Source organism: Pseudactinotalea sp. (genome assembly GCF_048594945.1).
Taxonomy (GTDB): Bacteria; Actinomycetota; Actinomycetes; order Actinomycetales; family Beutenbergiaceae; genus Pseudactinotalea.
In genome coordinates, this window is the sequence record NZ_JBMDXJ010000435.1 from 1 (window position 1) to 14,287 (window position 14,287).

The 14,287-nt window shown below is 70.8% G+C and carries 17 protein-coding genes and 1 riboswitch; of the genes, 8 read left to right on the top strand and 9 right to left on the bottom strand.

Translation table 11 applies throughout. The annotated features are described in order from the left end of the window. On the bottom strand, positions 1 to 947 hold a 947-nt coding region (locus tag ACOJSN_RS19770; protein ID WP_420114196.1), incomplete at its 3' end, for a helix-turn-helix domain-containing protein. 90 nt (positions 948 to 1,037) lie between these two features. Between ACOJSN_RS19770 and ACOJSN_RS19775 the strand changes: the two genes are divergently transcribed. The 4 genes from ACOJSN_RS19775 to ACOJSN_RS19790 all read left to right on the top strand — a co-directional run bounded on the left by ACOJSN_RS19775 (position 1,038) and on the right by ACOJSN_RS19790 (position 5,147). Beyond that, complete coding sequence (locus tag ACOJSN_RS19775) at positions 1,038 to 1,229, top strand: ferredoxin (protein ID WP_420114197.1); 192 nt, start codon at positions 1,038 to 1,040, stop codon at positions 1,227 to 1,229. Next, positions 1,226 to 2,383 (top strand): NAD(P)/FAD-dependent oxidoreductase, encoded by a 1,158-nt coding sequence (locus ACOJSN_RS19780; protein WP_420114198.1) that lies wholly within the window; start codon positions 1,226 to 1,228, stop codon positions 2,381 to 2,383. The genes ACOJSN_RS19775 and ACOJSN_RS19780 overlap by 4 nt, the downstream gene beginning before the upstream one ends. After that, the gene (locus ACOJSN_RS19785; RefSeq protein ID WP_420114199.1) at positions 2,380 to 3,579 is read left to right on the top strand and encodes a cytochrome P450; all 1,200 of its coding nucleotides are present in this window, start codon (positions 2,380 to 2,382) and stop codon (positions 3,577 to 3,579) included. The genes ACOJSN_RS19780 and ACOJSN_RS19785 overlap by 4 nt, the downstream gene beginning before the upstream one ends. Before the next feature lie 173 nt (positions 3,580 to 3,752). Then, positions 3,753 to 5,147, top strand: a complete 1,395-nt coding sequence (locus ACOJSN_RS19790) for a hypothetical protein (RefSeq protein ID WP_420114200.1) — start codon at positions 3,753 to 3,755, stop codon at positions 5,145 to 5,147. Here ACOJSN_RS19790 and ACOJSN_RS19795 read toward each other — a convergent pair. From ACOJSN_RS19795 to ACOJSN_RS19810, 4 genes are all read right to left on the bottom strand, one after another. After that, positions 5,039 to 5,719: a hypothetical protein gene (locus ACOJSN_RS19795; RefSeq protein WP_420114201.1), complete on the bottom strand. Its 681-nt coding sequence runs from the start codon at positions 5,717 to 5,719 to the stop codon at positions 5,039 to 5,041. The two genes, ACOJSN_RS19790 and ACOJSN_RS19795, sit on opposite strands and share 109 nt — an antisense overlap. Beyond that, positions 5,716 to 6,273, bottom strand: coding sequence for a hypothetical protein (locus ACOJSN_RS19800; protein ID WP_420114202.1), 558 nt, complete (start codon positions 6,271 to 6,273; stop codon positions 5,716 to 5,718). The genes ACOJSN_RS19795 and ACOJSN_RS19800 overlap by 4 nt, the downstream gene beginning before the upstream one ends. Beyond that, complete coding sequence (locus tag ACOJSN_RS19805; protein ID WP_420114203.1) at positions 6,270 to 6,905, bottom strand: hypothetical protein; 636 nt, start codon at positions 6,903 to 6,905, stop codon at positions 6,270 to 6,272. Before ACOJSN_RS19805 ends, ACOJSN_RS19800 begins: the two co-directional genes overlap by 4 nt. A 115-nt stretch (positions 6,906 to 7,020) precedes the next feature. Next, the gene (locus tag ACOJSN_RS19810) at positions 7,021 to 7,998 is read right to left on the bottom strand and encodes a hypothetical protein (RefSeq protein ID WP_420114204.1); all 978 of its coding nucleotides are present in this window, start codon (positions 7,996 to 7,998) and stop codon (positions 7,021 to 7,023) included. 63 nt (positions 7,999 to 8,061) lie between these two features. Here ACOJSN_RS19810 and ACOJSN_RS19815 point away from each other — a divergent pair, with 63 nt between their 5' ends. Continuing rightward, positions 8,062 to 9,309, top strand: a complete 1,248-nt coding sequence (locus tag ACOJSN_RS19815) for an MFS transporter (RefSeq protein ID WP_420114205.1) — start codon at positions 8,062 to 8,064, stop codon at positions 9,307 to 9,309. Positions 9,310 to 9,321: 12 nt separating this feature from the next. On the opposite strand, the gene ACOJSN_RS19820 is transcribed toward ACOJSN_RS19815, so the two are convergent. Further along, positions 9,322 to 9,990, bottom strand: a complete 669-nt coding sequence (locus ACOJSN_RS19820; protein ID WP_420114206.1) for a hypothetical protein — start codon at positions 9,988 to 9,990, stop codon at positions 9,322 to 9,324. 85 nt (positions 9,991 to 10,075) lie between these two features. Beyond that, positions 10,076 to 10,169, top strand: a riboswitch (SAM riboswitch). A 4-nt stretch (positions 10,170 to 10,173) separates the two neighbouring features. Between ACOJSN_RS19820 and ACOJSN_RS19825 the strand changes: the two genes are divergently transcribed. Next, positions 10,174 to 10,584, top strand: a complete 411-nt coding sequence (locus ACOJSN_RS19825) for a rhodanese-like domain-containing protein (RefSeq protein WP_420114207.1) — start codon at positions 10,174 to 10,176, stop codon at positions 10,582 to 10,584. Further along, positions 10,581 to 11,807 carry an O-succinylhomoserine sulfhydrylase gene (locus ACOJSN_RS19830; protein WP_420114208.1) on the top strand — a complete coding sequence of 409 codons (1,227 nt, stop codon included), beginning with the start codon at positions 10,581 to 10,583 and terminating at the stop codon, positions 11,805 to 11,807. The genes ACOJSN_RS19825 and ACOJSN_RS19830 overlap by 4 nt, the downstream gene beginning before the upstream one ends. A 145-nt stretch (positions 11,808 to 11,952) precedes the next feature. On the opposite strand, the gene ACOJSN_RS19835 is transcribed toward ACOJSN_RS19830, so the two are convergent. Both ACOJSN_RS19835 and upp read right to left on the bottom strand, forming a co-directional pair. Further along, positions 11,953 to 12,372 carry a YccF domain-containing protein gene (locus ACOJSN_RS19835; protein ID WP_420114209.1) on the bottom strand — a complete coding sequence of 140 codons (420 nt, stop codon included), beginning with the start codon at positions 12,370 to 12,372 and terminating at the stop codon, positions 11,953 to 11,955. Further along, positions 12,373 to 13,008 carry a uracil phosphoribosyltransferase gene (gene upp / locus ACOJSN_RS19840; RefSeq protein WP_420114210.1) on the bottom strand — a complete coding sequence of 212 codons (636 nt, stop codon included), beginning with the start codon at positions 13,006 to 13,008 and terminating at the stop codon, positions 12,373 to 12,375. It abuts the gene before it with no gap. A 76-nt stretch (positions 13,009 to 13,084) separates the two neighbouring features. Between upp and ACOJSN_RS19845 the strand changes: the two genes are divergently transcribed. Continuing rightward, positions 13,085 to 13,432, top strand: coding sequence for a DUF1330 domain-containing protein (locus ACOJSN_RS19845; RefSeq protein ID WP_420114211.1), 348 nt, complete (start codon positions 13,085 to 13,087; stop codon positions 13,430 to 13,432). A gap of 7 nt (positions 13,433 to 13,439) precedes the next feature. Here the strand turns inward: ACOJSN_RS19845 and ACOJSN_RS19850 are convergent. Beyond that, positions 13,440 to 14,287: GNAT family N-acetyltransferase (locus ACOJSN_RS19850; RefSeq protein ID WP_420114212.1), on the bottom strand; the 848-nt coding region annotated here is incomplete at its 5' end.

Genomic DNA, 14,287 nt, shown 5'->3' on the forward strand with positions numbered 1-14,287 from the left:
TGCAGTCCCCGAGTCTCGGAGCGGAACTCGCGTGGCGACATGCCCATGAGGCGGCGGAAGGTCCTGCCGAAGTTCGACAGGTCGCTGAACCCGCTCGCTCGCGAGATCGCGGCAACGGGATCGTCGGTGGTCTGCAGCAGCCCCACCGCGTAGCGAATCCGCAGCCGGGCCACGTACTCGCTGGAAGGCAACCCCACCACCTTGGTGAAGCGCGCTGAGAAGTACGTGCGCTCGAGCTGGGCGCGCTGGGCGAGTGAGGCGAGCGTGTGGCTCTCGCGGTAGTGCTTGTCGAGCCACTCGCGCACGGCGATCACCCGCACGTCCGACGGCGAGGTCGGGTTCGTGGTCTTCATCAGCCCTCGACCGATCACCGCGTGCGCGCAGGTCGTCAGGAGTGCGGTGCGCAGCGCCGTGAGCAGGTCGAGGCTGCGGGGCTCTTCGGTCTCGGCCACGAGGAGATCGAGCAGCGGCTCGAACCGGTCGTCGGGTCGCAGCTCGAGCTGGGCGAAGTCGGTGGTGAGGACGCCGGGCGCCGAAGGCAGCGGAATCAGTGCCGCGAGGGCCTCGTCGAGCGGTGGGCGGAGGGTTGGCAGGGGGTGCAGGTCGGGGTCGATGAAGACGTTGACCACCTCGAGGCCGCCCCGGTCTGTGACGAGGCTGTGTGTCTGTCCGGTCACCGTGACGGAGACCGACGGCGCGACGATCTCGTGGGTGCGGTCGCCCATCTGGTGCTGCCCGCTGCCCGACAGCACGAACGTGAGCAGCACGACGTCGAGATGGTGCGGGCTGAACTCCTCGGCGACGAAGTTCGGGTACCGCTCGGCGGCGACGCCGACCTGGCGGAGTGTGGCGAAACGCTCGCGCAGTCGAGCGGATGGCGGCGTCGGCATCGGGCTTCCTGAGGTCGGCAGGCGGGCACGGGTGTCGACGGACACCAACATGCTCATCGGTTCCCACAACATACACCGAGAAATCACGGTATAGAGCGCATATCGTGGTCGAATCCGAAACGAGCCATCGAAGGAGTGACGACTCGGATGCAGATCGTGGCCGATAGTGCGGCCTGCGTGGGTGCGGGCCAGTGTGCGCTGACTGCGCCGGAGGTGTTCGACCAGGACGACGACGGGATCGTCGTGGTGCTGACCGACACCACCGAGGACCTGGGAGTGGTGCGTGAGGCGGCGCGACTGTGCCCGGCGCGTGCCATCGTGGTCAGCGAGGAACGATGACCCGCGTGGTGGTGATCGGTGCCTCCGTGGGCGGCGTCACGGTCGCACAGAGCCTGCGTGAGCTCGGCTTCGACGGCGAGATCGTGCTGCTGGAGGCCGGCGTTGGGCTGCCGTACCAGCGGCCTCCGCTGTCCAAGGCGGTGCTGCTCGGGCAGGACCCCGGGACGGCCGATCTGATCGACGGACCCGGGCTGATGGCGATCGGGGTCGAGTTCCGGCCGGGTGCCCGGGCGCTCGGGCTCGACCTGGCCAGGCGGCGGCTGCGGCTGCCCGGCGAAGAGCTCGGGTTCGACGAGCTGGTGATCGCATGCGGCGCATCCGCCACGGTTCCGACCCACCTCGAGCACCTCGTCGCCGGAGGTGCGCATCTGCTGAGAACGCGAGAGGACGCCGTCGGGCTGTCCGACGCACTGGAGCAGAGCCGGCGGCTGATCGTGCTCGGTGGTGGGGTCCTGGGTTCGGAGATCGCCTCGGCAGCCACCGCCCGTGGTGTCCCCACGACGCTGCTCTCCCGCACCGAACAGGGCGTCGGGCCGCTGCGGGGCGCGCTGAGCGCACCACTGCTGCCCCTGCACCGCGCACACGGGGTCGACGTGCGGACCGAGGTGAGCGACGTAGGTCGGGTCGCCGGCGGCTGGTCGGCGCAGGCGCGCGAGGGTGAGGTGTGCGCGGACACGCTGGTGCTCGCGGTCGGCGTGCATGCGACCGCCGACTGGCTGGCTGACTCGCTCCCCGTAGGACCGGATGGCATTCGATGCGATGCCTCAGGGCGGGTGGCGCCGGGCGTGTGGGCAATCGGAGATGCCGCCGACCGTGCCGGTGGGCGGCACGAGGTCTCGCGGCGCACACAGGCGGCTGCGGTCGCGGAGGCGAGCACGGTCGCGGCCGCGCTCGTGGGTCTCCCGACGCGCCCTGCCGCGCTGCCCTACTTCTGGTCGGACATCCACGGGGTGCGGGTGCAAGCTGCCGGCCGGATCTCGCCGCGCGCCGTGATCGAGGTGGTGGAACGGTCCGTGACCGGTGACCCGGTCGCGTTCGTGGCCGCGGAGGAAGGCGTGGTGGCGGGAGCGGCGGCATGGGGTTCGCCGCGCGCGTTCCGCAGCGCCCGCTCGCTGCTCGGCACGTCCGGGGTACTGGAGGAGATCGCCCGATGAGTCAGTGCCCGTTCGGCCATGTCGCCGCCACGCTCCCAGCCGACTCGATGCCCACCAGGCCGTCGCCCCGGTTCGCCGGATGGCGCGAGGCCGGACCGCTGGTTCCGTTGCGGTTCCAGGACGACCACGAGGGCTGGCTCGTCACCCGCTACGACGAGGCCAGGGAGGTGCTGACCGATCCTCGCTTCAGCCAGCAGCCGCAGCGGATGCCGGCGAACGACACCACTGTGGACCGCGGCGCGGAGCCGGGGCCGCTGGACGAAGCGGGAATCGAGGCGGATCGTTCCGCCAACATCCTCGGCGTGGATGGCGCCGCACACCTGCGGCTGAGGCGAGCCATCACCCGGAGGTTCTCGGTGAGATCGGCTCGCACGCACCGCCCGCGCATCGCCGAGATCGTCGCCGAGCAGCTCGACGCGCTGATCCAGGCTGGCCCGGGCGCCGACCTGCTCGAGCTGTACGCCGAGCCGATCTCGATCCGGGTGCACGCACTGGTGCTCGGCGTGGCCGACCACCTGCTGGAGCGGTACGCGCAGTACTACGTGCACGGGGCACCGCGGCAGGTTCAGCACGACCTGCTGCGCGAGGCGATCGATCACCGGCGCCAACACCCCGGCGACGACACGATCTCCGACCTGCTCGGCAACGAGGACCTCTCGGACGCCGAGGTCGAGGGGCTGCTGCACATGCTCAGCCTGTCCGGCCGCGACACGGTGGCGTTCATGATCTCCACCGGCACGGTCGCGCTGCTGGACCAGCCGTCGCAGTACCGGGCGCTGGCAGCGGAGCCGGAGCTCGTCCCGGCCGCGGTGGAGGAGATCGTGCGCTACTGCACGATGTTCCTCACCGTCTTCCCGCGAACGGCCACCGAGCCGGTCGCGATCGGCGGCCACGTGATCGAGCAGGGCACCACGGTGTCGGTCTCGGCGGTCTCCGCCAACCGCGACGAGCGCCGTTTCCCCGACCCGGACGTTCTCGACGTGCGCCGTGACGCCCGCGGCCACCTGGCCTTCGGCGACGGCCCGCACGGGTGCGTCGGCCAGCAGCTTGCGCGTGTGGAGCTCGACGAGGCGTTCCGTGCCCTGGTGACCCGGCTGCCGGAGTTGCGGCTGGTCTCGACCGGCCAGCACGCACCCACCCCGCTCGCCAACCCGGTCGCCACCTACGCCGCGCGCCCCGTCCACGTGGCCTGGTGACCCGCCTGCTGCACGGTGCCTCGGCCCCCCCAAACCGATTTCACTGACGAAACGTCACATGACGTTTCGTCAGTGAAATCGGGTGGGTGACGTTTCGTCAGTGAAATCGGGTTGGGGGAGGGGGATCTCGACGGCGGGGCGGCGTGGGCATGCGGGTCGCTACAGTGGCGCCGATGAGCGAGGGCGAGAGGACGCAGGAGGGCGGGGAAGCCGCCGCTCCGGCCCGCTCCGACCCGCTCGGGTTGCGTGAGACCGCGGAGATGGTCCGCGGCGCGGGGTCGCTCGTCGCGCAGCACTGGCTGCCGCTCTTCGCGATCGCGGCCGCGGGCCTGCTGGCCGGCGAGCTGCTCGCGCGACTGGCAGTGATCGCCGGCGTGATCTCGCCGGTCCTCGGCTTCCTCTCGCTGGCACTGGTGCCGTTGGCGAGCCTCGCCGCGCTGGTCGGGATGCTGCTCGTCGTCCGCAGCAGGGAAGCCCGGCGCTCCGATGTGTGGGGCGTGCTCGCCGCCGTCGGCAGCGTGCTGGTGCCGTTCTTGGTGGTCTACGAGAGCCGGGGCGACCTGCGCGCCGACCTGATCGCCTATGTCAACGGCAGCCTGCAACAGCGCGACCTGAGCGTCGGCGGAGACCTGGGCATCTTCCCGCAGATCGCCTCGTGGCTCGTGCTCGGCATCGTCATCGGTGCGCTGCTCGTGCGCACCGTGGGCGGCCGGGTGGCACACAGTGACCGCGTGGTCGCGTCTGGCGGAGCATCACGCGGAGTGCTGCACGTCGTGGTCGGGTACGCCGAGGCGGTCTGGGTGACGCTAGGTGCCTGGGTGCTCACGGGCGTCATCGGCGACCTCACCGACTGGTGGTCCGAGCGCCGCGTCGCGGACGGAATCTTCGACGCCTGGGCCGGAATCCGCGAGAGCCTCCCCACCCTGGGCGCGATCGGCGACTGGATCACGAGCGCACTGCCCGTGCTCACCGACGCCGCCGTGACCGGCCTGGTCGTCCCCATCTCGATGCTGACGATCGCCGTGATCGTCTACGGCCTGCAGGTGGTCGACACGGTGAGCACGGACGAGGTGGTGAACGCCGTCAAGCGCGGCCGCTGGACCGGGCTCACCAGCCGCGTGGGGGATGCGCCGCTGCGACTCGCCTGGAACCGGCTCTCCGACACCGGCGGGCGGTTCGGTGCGCTCGCGGGCGGACTCGCGCTGGTGCTGCGGTCGGCCTTCGCGCCCGTGCTCGCCTATTGCGTGCTGTTCACGGTGATCGCCAACGCCGACGTGGTGGTCTGGTGGCTCGCCCGACTCGTGCTCGGCTCCCGCGAAGAGGCTGTCTGGGTGGCCCTCTACAACCCGCTCAACGGGGTCGCGCAGATGATCACGCTCGTGCTCACCGTGGCCATCACGGCGGTGTTCGCCGACAGGTTGCTCACACGCTTCGGGGCATCCGGCCAGCTTCGTCGGCGTCAGAAGGGCAGGCGCAGCTCGATGAAGGTCGCCGCCGGGAACTCGCGCGAATCCACCCGCACTGACTCCAGCGCCGCATCCACCGGCACCAGCACCAGCACCGACTGAGTCCCGGGCACCGGGTCGTCGGCCGGGTCAGAGGTGCCGCACATCAGCTCCGAGGAGTAGGGGTCTCCGTTCGGGACCTCGCGCCCAGCCAGGAACAACCGGCCCTGCTCGTCGCGCACCTCGACCGTGCAGCTCCGGTACGTCTCGGTCTCGGTGGCCTCGACGTCGAAATCCAGCACGAGGTACGTGAAGCCGGACGGCGGCCGGTAGTCCTCGATCCCGCTGGCGATCTCGGCGCCGGTCAGGCGCACGCGCACCGTATCGACGCCCGCCCAGCCTTCCTGATCCGGCTCCACGGACACGTGCTGACCGAACTCCCACCAGCCCGTGCGCGCGTTCTCGCTCGCGAACCATCCCCATCCGGCGAGCGAGAGGACCAACGCGAGCACCGCCGTCGTGCTGGCGACGCGTCCGCGACCTCGTGGTTGGGTCGCGAGGCCGCTGCGCGGCCGATCGGGCCCCGACGACGGCGGCTCGCCGGAACTCTGCTCGCTCACCGGGGTCGGTGGCCCAGTCGGGCACTGTCCCTCGACGGCGCCGTACGGGTCGGGTGCGCCCTGGTGCTCGGTCATCGGTCGCCCTCCGCGAGCACGGTCCGGTCCTCGACCATCAGCGGCGTGGACGAGGGCGTCACGGTGAGCGGGATCCGCGCGGTCGTACCGGGCAGAAGCGTGTGCGGGCGCTCGGGGTTGAACACCAGCGTGAGGTCGTCCACGGCGTCGGCGGGCACCTCGAACAGCAGTCCGCCGCGGTACCAGATGTCCGGGCCGGCCAACCAGGGCCGGCCCGCCGAGCTGAACCCGCCGGGCGAGGTGAACTCGCGGCCGTCGGCGTCCATGAGCATGACCTCTTCCGGTGTGCCCCAGGCGTCCGTGGTCGCGTAGGAGAGGTCCACCAGCACGAAGATCCCCGGGCTGGTCACGGGCTCGCGGTCCTCGACGTGAGGGGAGGCTGTCGCGCCGTGGACGTGCACCTGGTAGTTCGCGGCGACCACGTCGACACCCTCGTCGCCACGTACGACTGTGTGCCATCCGGTGGCCAGGTGGTGGTTGTCGATCGCGTTCGCGCCGGCGCCCGCAGCCAGCGCGATCACCGCCATGCCCGCCACCACCCATCGGCGCTTCACTCGTCCTCCTCCTGGCGGATCTGGTCCGGGAGCTCGCCGAGGGGGAGCGTGACGTCGTAGGAGTCCGCCGTGGCACGCCAGGTGAAGTACCCCTCCTCGATGCTCCACTCGGTCCACCAGGTCCGGTTCATCGTGAGCGTCAGCTCCGGCGGGGCGTCCTCCAGTCCGGTGGTCCGCCACAGCAGCGCGACCTCGTAGGTGAGGCCGGGCTGTGCCTCGCTCAGCGAGCTGCCGGTGTCCAGTCGCAGCACCTCGTACGGGAATCGTGAGTTCTCGTTGGGCACCGTGTCCGGCAGCACGAAGGTCTCGTCGCTGAAGGTGACGCTGATCGGCTCCGTTCCCTGGTTGGTGATCTGCGCGACCGCACCGACCCAGCGCTCGCCGTCGGCGAGCCCGTAGGTGTCCACCTGGTCGGACACGAAGTAGTACCGCGGCACCACCAGATAGGCGCCGGTGTCGGTCACGACGTCAGGCGCCACCTCGCGCGGCGGCGGTTCCGCCTTCCCGAAGCCACCGACGGCACCGACGATGACCGGGACCAGGAGCAGCAGTGCCAGCAGGATCCGCCGCGGCCAGGTGGCCAGCAGGAACACCACCGCCGTGCGCGCGGTGATCGCCCCGGCCTCAGTCACAGGGGCAGATTAGCCCGGGCAGGTCCCGCACGTCGCCCGAGATCGCTGTGCTGGGTCGACCTCGCTGTTCTGAACCAGCGATCTCGGCCCAGGACAGCGATCTCGACGGCGGGAGTCACCCGGTGGTCTCGCCGGCACCCTCGTGGAGGGGAGCCTCCGGCGGCAGCGGGAGCGCCTCCACAGCCGGGTCGGCGCAGATGGCGGCGACCAGGACCCGCGTCCCGCCGATCACGGTCGAGTCCCAATCGACCTCGCTGACCAGCACCCAGGCGCGGTCGTCCGGCCACACGAGGCTGGGGGAGTGGGCAGAGGGCTCGAAGCCGTGCGCCTCCGCCTCCCGATCCCGCCACGGTGCCGCCAGTACCCAGTCGGGCGAGGTCAGCTCGGCCACCCCGCCCGTGAACAGCACGTGGTCGCGCCCGGGCAACTGCAGCCGAGGCCCGCGAGAGACGTCGTCAGCCAGGATCCCCGGCTGCCAGCGGTCCTTCGCGAACGGGCTGCGGAACCGCTCCGGGACCAGGTTCGCGAGCAGACCACGGTGCCGGTCGTCGTCGGAGGTACTCAGGAACGCCCGTGAGGGCGTGGGGCCGAGGTGACCCACGAGCCCACCCCAGCCTTCCCACACGGCGATCGCTCCGCCGTCGGGCGTGGTGGTGTGCTCGGCGAGGTGCCGCGCGACCGAGGCCAGCGTGGCCGGGGGCGGCTGGCCGAGCGCGGGCTCCTGGTAGCGCCATCCGTCGCGGTCGCGCGGTCCGTCCTCGTTCTCGACCACAACCCCGGGCGCCACCAGCGCACCCCACTGGGCGAGCGGGTGCACCGTGGTGCCGAACGCGGCCGCCGTGACCGCCCACGACACGTGCTCGCTGTCGATCTGCGGTGCGCGGTCCTCGAAGGCCTGCCACTGCGCGCGATGCGCCGCATACGGCAGCGGCGGCCACGCCTGCCCCACCGGGCGGTCCCGATCCGCAGGGTGGAACACCCGCGCATAGGCCTCGAAACCGCGCGGGACGACGTCGTGGATCGTGCCGCGCCACGGCGCGTCGAGCCGCTCGGCCATCCAGGCGCCGAGGCTGACGTCTGCAGTCCAGTGCATGGCGTGACGCTATCTGCTGGGCGCGAGCGCGGCGTCGGGTAGCGTCCGGTGTTCGTGGGTGCGATGAGCAGGGTGGCGGAGACGCTCGTCCCCGCTCGGCTGGGTCGCCCGTTCCGGTGGCTGCTCGCCTCGAGCTGGGTGAGCAACCTCGGCGACGGCGTCGTGCTGGCCGCCGGGCCGCTGCTGGTCGCTTCGCTCACCGACGACGCCCGGCTCGTGGCGCTCGGAGCGACGCTGCAGTGGCTCCCGCCGCTGCTGTTCTCCCTGGTTGCGGGCGTGATCTCGGACCGGTTCGACCGGTGGCGTGTCCTCGTCACCGGAAACGTGGTCCGCGTCGTGGTGCTCGGGGTGCTGGCGACGGCGGTACTCACCGGACATGTCTCGATCGCGATCGTGTTGGTGGTGCTGTTCCTTCTCGGCTGCGCCGAGGTGTTCGTGGACAACACGTCCTCGACGCTCGTGCCGATGCTGGTCGATCGCAAGGATCTGGCGGTCGCGAATGCGCGCGTGATGACCGGCGTCATCACACTGAACCAGCTCGCAGGGCCGCCGCTGGGCGCGGCGCTGTTCGCCCTCGGCCACGCGTGGCCGTTCGCGAGCCAGGTGCTGCTGGTGCTCGCGGCTCTCGTGCTGCTCTCACGCGTGCGGCTACCGGCTGTGGAGCGGGTGGGGGAGCGACGGCGCGCGCGGCACGACCTCGCGGAGGGGCTGCGCTGGGCCGTGTCGCATCCGGCCGTGCGCACACTGGTGCTGACGATCTTCAGCTTCAACATCACCTTCGGCGCGGCGTGGGCCGTGCTGGTGCTCTACGCGCAGCGGCAGCTGGGCCTCGGGGAGATCGGGTTCGGGCTGATCACCACGATGGGCGCGGCGGGCGGACTGCTCGGCACCGCGTGCTACGGGTGGCTGACCCGGCGGCTCACGCTCGGAGCGATCATGCGGATCGGACTGATCATCGAGACGCTCACCCACATCGGGCTCGCGGCCACGCGCGTGCCGTGGGTCGCGATGGTGATCTTCGTGGTCTTCGGCGCGCACGCCTTCGTGTGGGGAACCACCTCGGCGACGATCCGGCAACGGGTGGTGCCGATCCCGCTGCAGGGGCGCGTCAACGGCGTCAACAGCCTCGGGGTGTTCGGCGGCCTCGTACTGGGGTCGACGCTCGGCGGCTTCCTCGCCGAGCGGTTCACGGTGGCAGCACCGTTCTGGTTCGCCGGCATCGGCTCAGCCATCTTCGTCGTGCTGATCTGGCGCCAGCTCCGTCACCTCGACCAGGGCGATGAACCGGCCGAGGACGCTGCGTCCGCCTGAGAGACGCGGAGCTCAGGTGGTGGAGGACTCGGCCTCGGGGTCCTCCTCACCGGCCCCGCAGACGTCCGAGATCGTGACCTCGTGCTGGCCGGTGAGGGTGCGCTCGACGTCGTCGGCGCCGTGGAAGGTCAGCACGAACGTCATCGTGGTCGGGTTCTGCGCGGTCACACCCACGCCGACGATCACGGTGTCACCGGCGTCGAGCTCGTACTCGCCGACGTCCTCGCGCGCGCTGCTCGGATCGGCGGGCGGGTAGTCGCCGACCGAGAGACCGCCTGCGCCTCCCGTGAACGGCAGCACATAGGCGTCGAGGATCTCGACCTCGGAGGCGGGGTCCTCGGTCTCGAGGGTGAGGTCATCGAGCGTGATCGCGTCGGTGGCGGTGAGCACGGTGCTGAAGGTCAGCGGTGCGCCGAGCGCGTCTGCCACGCACGCCGTGGCCGCCCCGGCGGACTGGTTGGCAGCCGTCCCGAACACGGGCGGCTCCGGTTCACCGGCAGCGTCGGTGGTCTCCGTGGCCTCGGTGCTCGGATCCTCGGTGGGCGGCTCCTGCGAGGAGGTCTCCGAGGTGTCCGACGTTGGACCGTCGGTCGGGTCCGGAAGGTCGGGGGAGGGGTCGGTGCAGCCTACGAGCAGCAGGGCGGAGGCGGCGAGGGCGACGCCGAGACGAAGAGAACGCACCCGCTCATTGTGGTCCCGTTCGAGGGACGGACGTCCGCGCCACGCGGCGAGTCACGCCGTCGGGAAGCCGTAGACTCGCCGTCGGACACCATCCAGAGCAGCCGAGAGATCTGGCTCGACGACGCTGCAGCAACCATCCGCCCACCGCGGCACGGTGCTACTGCCAGGACCGATGGAGGCAACATGAGTTATGCGGGCGATCTCACATCCACCGAGGCGTGGGAGCTGTTGGAGAGCGACGAGAACGCCGTGCTCGTGGACGTGCGCACCCAGGCCGAGTGGGCGTTCGTGGGTGTGCCCGACACCGCGACCCTCGGCAAGCGGCCGGTCTTCGCCGAGTGGAGCTCGCTCGGCAGCGGACCGAACCCGGCAGCGTTCGTCGAGGCGGTGACCTCCCAGGTCGACCCCGGCACCCCGATCGTGCTGCTGTGCCGCAGCGGGCAGCGTTCGGCGATGGCCGCGCAGGTGCTCACCGCCGCCGGATACGGTCCCGCCTACAACGTCAGCGACGGGTTCGAGGGCGGTCTCGACGCCCACGGCCACCGAGGCTCCGAAGGCTGGCGTGCGGCTGGGCTGCCCTGGAGGCAGCAGTGAGCCGCCCCGAGCCGTGTACCGACCTGCCCGACGGCGTGGGGCCCGGAACGATCGCCGTCCGGGGCGGGTTCGAGCGCACCGCGTTCGAGGAGATCTCCGAGCCGGTGTTCCTCACGCAGGGATACGCCTACCCGCGTGCGGCCGACGCCGAGGCTGCGTTCGCCGAGGAGATCGACCGGTACACCTACAGCCGCTACGGCAACCCCACGGTCAACGCGTTCGAGGAGCGGCTGCGGCTGCTGGAAGGGGCCGAGGCCTGCTACGCGACGGCGACCGGCATGGCTGCGGTGTTCACCTCGCTCGCCGCCGTGCTGCAGCAGGGCAGTCGCGTCGTGGCCAGCAAGGCGCTGTTCGGGTCCACCTTCGTGGTGCTCAACGAGATCCTGGGCAAGTGGGGCGTGCGCACCGACTATGTCGGGGCGACCGACCTGCAGGGGTGGGCCGATGCGTTGAGTGAGCCGGCCGACGTCGTGATCTTCGAGACGCCCTCGAACCCGATGCAGGAGATCGTGGACATCGCCGCGGTGACCGAGCTGGCGCACCGCGCCGGCGCGATCGTGATCCTCGACAACGTGTTCGCCACCCCGGTGCTGCAGAAGCCGCTCGACTTCGGTGTGGACGTGGTGGTGTATTCGGCCACGAAGCACATCGATGGCCAGGGCCGCGTGATGGGCGGCGCGATCCTCGGGCCGAAGGACTACATCTACGGGCCCGTGCAGACGATGATCCGCAACACGGGCCCGAGCCTGGCGCCGTTCAACGCGTGGGTGCTGCTCAAGGGCCTGGAGACGCTCGCGCTGCGGGTTCGCGCGCAGGCCGCGGCCTCGCTCGAGCTGGCGCGGTGGCTGGAGGAGCAGCCGCAGGTGGAGCGCGTGCACTACCCGTTCCTGGAGTCCCACCCGCAGCACGAGCTGGCGAGGACCCAGATGACCGGCGGCGGCACCGTGGTCACGTTCGACCTCAGCGACGGCGGCCTCGAGGGCGACGCGCTCAAGAAGCGCACGTTCGGATTCCTCGATGCACTCCGCATCGTCGACATCTCGAACAACCTCGGCGACCTCAAGTCACTCGTGACGCACCCGGCCACGACGACGCACCGCAAGCTCGGCCCCGAGGGGCGCGCCGCGTGTGGGATCAGTGAGTCGACCATCCGGTTCTCGGTCGGCCTCGAGGACGTCCCCGACCTTCGCGCCGACCTCGCCCAGGCCCTCGCCCCCCTCTGACCTTTCAACGCTCTTTCGGCACGGGGAGGGTTTCAACGCTCTTTCGGCACGGGGAAGGTTTCAACGCTCTTCCGGCACAGGGAAGGTTTCAACGCTGTGCCGGATCAGCGTTGAAACCCTCCCGTTGCCGGATCAGCGTTGAAAGCTAGACCTGGGTGAGGGAGCCGTACTTCGCGAAGGCGCGGTTGCTCGGGACGATCTCGCGGCCCAGCGGGGTGAGCGTGATCGGGATGATCTTGAGCTCGGCGATCGCGAGCGGGATGCCGATGATCGTCACGAACAGGGCCAGCGCACTGGCGAGGTGTGCGATCGCGAGCCAGATGCCGGCGACCACGATCCAGATCACGTTGCCCACTGCCGAGGCCACGCCGGCGCTGGGCTTCTGCACCACCGTGCGGCCGAACGGCCACAGCACGTAGTTCGCGATCCGGAACGAGGCCACGCCCCACGGGATCGTGATGATGAGGATGCAGCAGATGACTCCGGCCAGCACGTAGCCCAGCGCCATCGGGATCCCGGCGAGGATCAGCCAGATGATGTTGAGCAGAACGTTGAGGACCTTCATCTACACGACCCCGAACAAGCGGTCGCCGGCGTCACCGAGCCCGGGCACGATGTAGCCCTTCTCATTCAGCCGCTCGTCCACCGCCGCGACCACGACCCGCACGTTCGCCTCGTCGCCCACCATCTGCTCGACTGTGCTCAGCCCCTCGGGGGCAGCGAGCAGGCAGATGCACGTGACGTCGGTCGCGCCCCGCTCGAGCAGGTACTGGATCGCCGCCACGAGGGTGCCGCCGGTCGCGAGCATCGGGTCGACCACGTAGCACTGCCGCCCCGAGAGGTCCTCGGGTAACCGGTTCGCGTACGTGACCGCCTCCAGGGTCTCCTCGTCGCGAACGAGTCCGAGGAACCCGACCTCCGCCGTGGGCATCAGCCGGGTGATGCCCTCGAGCATGCCGAGACCGGCGCGCAGGATCGGCACCACCATGGGCCGCGGCTCGGTCAGGCGCTGCCCGGTCATCGTGGTCACCGGGGTCGTGATGTCCACGGGTTCGGTCTTCAGACCTCGTGTGGCCTCGTAGGTCAGCAGCGTCACCAGCTCCTCGGTGAGCTGCCGGAACGTGGGCGACGGCGTTCGCTCGTCTCGCAGCAGGGTGAGCTTGTGCGAGACGAGCGGGTGGTCAGCCACGTGCAGGTGCATGGTCCGCACGATATCCCGCCTCGGCTCCCTCGCACGAGGGATGCGAGCGCCGGCAGGACCGCCCAGGATGGATGACATGTCCGCCTACGCCATCGCCCACCTGCAAGAGTCGCCGCCGCACCCGGACATCGCCGAGTACATCGAGCGGATCCCTGGGACGTTCGAGCCCTTCGGCGGGCAGTTCCTGGTGCATGCCACACCGCACGAGGTCAAGGAAGGCGCGTGGCCCGGCCACGTCGTGGTCATCGGCTTCCCGGACATCGCCCGCGCCCGCAGCTGGTGGGACTCACCCGCCTACCGGGAGATCGCGCCGCTGCGTTCGCGGCACATCGCCGGCGACCTCATCCTGGTCGCCGGCGTGCCGGAGGGCTACGACCCCGCCCGCACCGCCCAGGCGATGCGGGACGCACTCCCCGTCGAGTAGCCGGGCGTCACAGCAGCGCCAGGTCGATGCGTGCCGCTGTGGCGTGCCATCCGGCCCGCGCGAAGCCGCGCACCATGCCGAGGTTGACGTCATCGGTGTCGGCGATGAGCGTGTGGGCACCGGTGGCGACCAGGTCTCGCGTCGCGGCCGCGACCAGCTCGCCACCGAGCCCGCGCCCTCGATGCTCGACGGCGACGCCCACCGCCGCCACGAAGGCGCGGCCATCCAGCATCTGGCGCCAGGTGACGAACCCGGTGTCTTCGCCGTCGAGCGTCGCGAACCTCAGGCACTCGGGCGGGTCCGACTCGAGCAGGTCGTCGGCCTGCTCGGCGGCGGCCTGGGCGAGGCCGTGCTCGGTGACCAGCGCGCCGTCGTGCACATCGAGCGACCCCGGCAACACCCGGGTCAGCAGGGCAGTCAGCCGGTCACGATCGCCGGCTGACGCCTGCTCGAGCCCGACCGACAGCGGCACCGCGGCGCTCGCATCGGCCACGCACGCGGCTGCCAGGTGGTAGTGCCGGCGCGTGACGAGCACCCGCCAGCCGGCACGCTCGAACAGCGAGACGATCCGTGCGACCTCCGGGTCGGCCAGTGGCTCGTCGGCAACCGGCGACTCGAACGAGGCCTCGGCGGAGCCGGCTGTGCGAGCCCACGCGGTCGCCGCGTCGACGAGCGTGGCGGCCGCGACATCGTCGGTGGGCAGCGACAGCATGTCCAGCAGGGCGAAGTCACCCATGAGGCGACGGGCGAGAAGCCCGGTCGCGGCGCCGTCGTCGGCTCGGATCGCCCACACCCGCTCGGGTGCCCGTTGGCCGCGCTCGAAGAGCCGATCGAGGGAGGGGTTCACGAACAGCA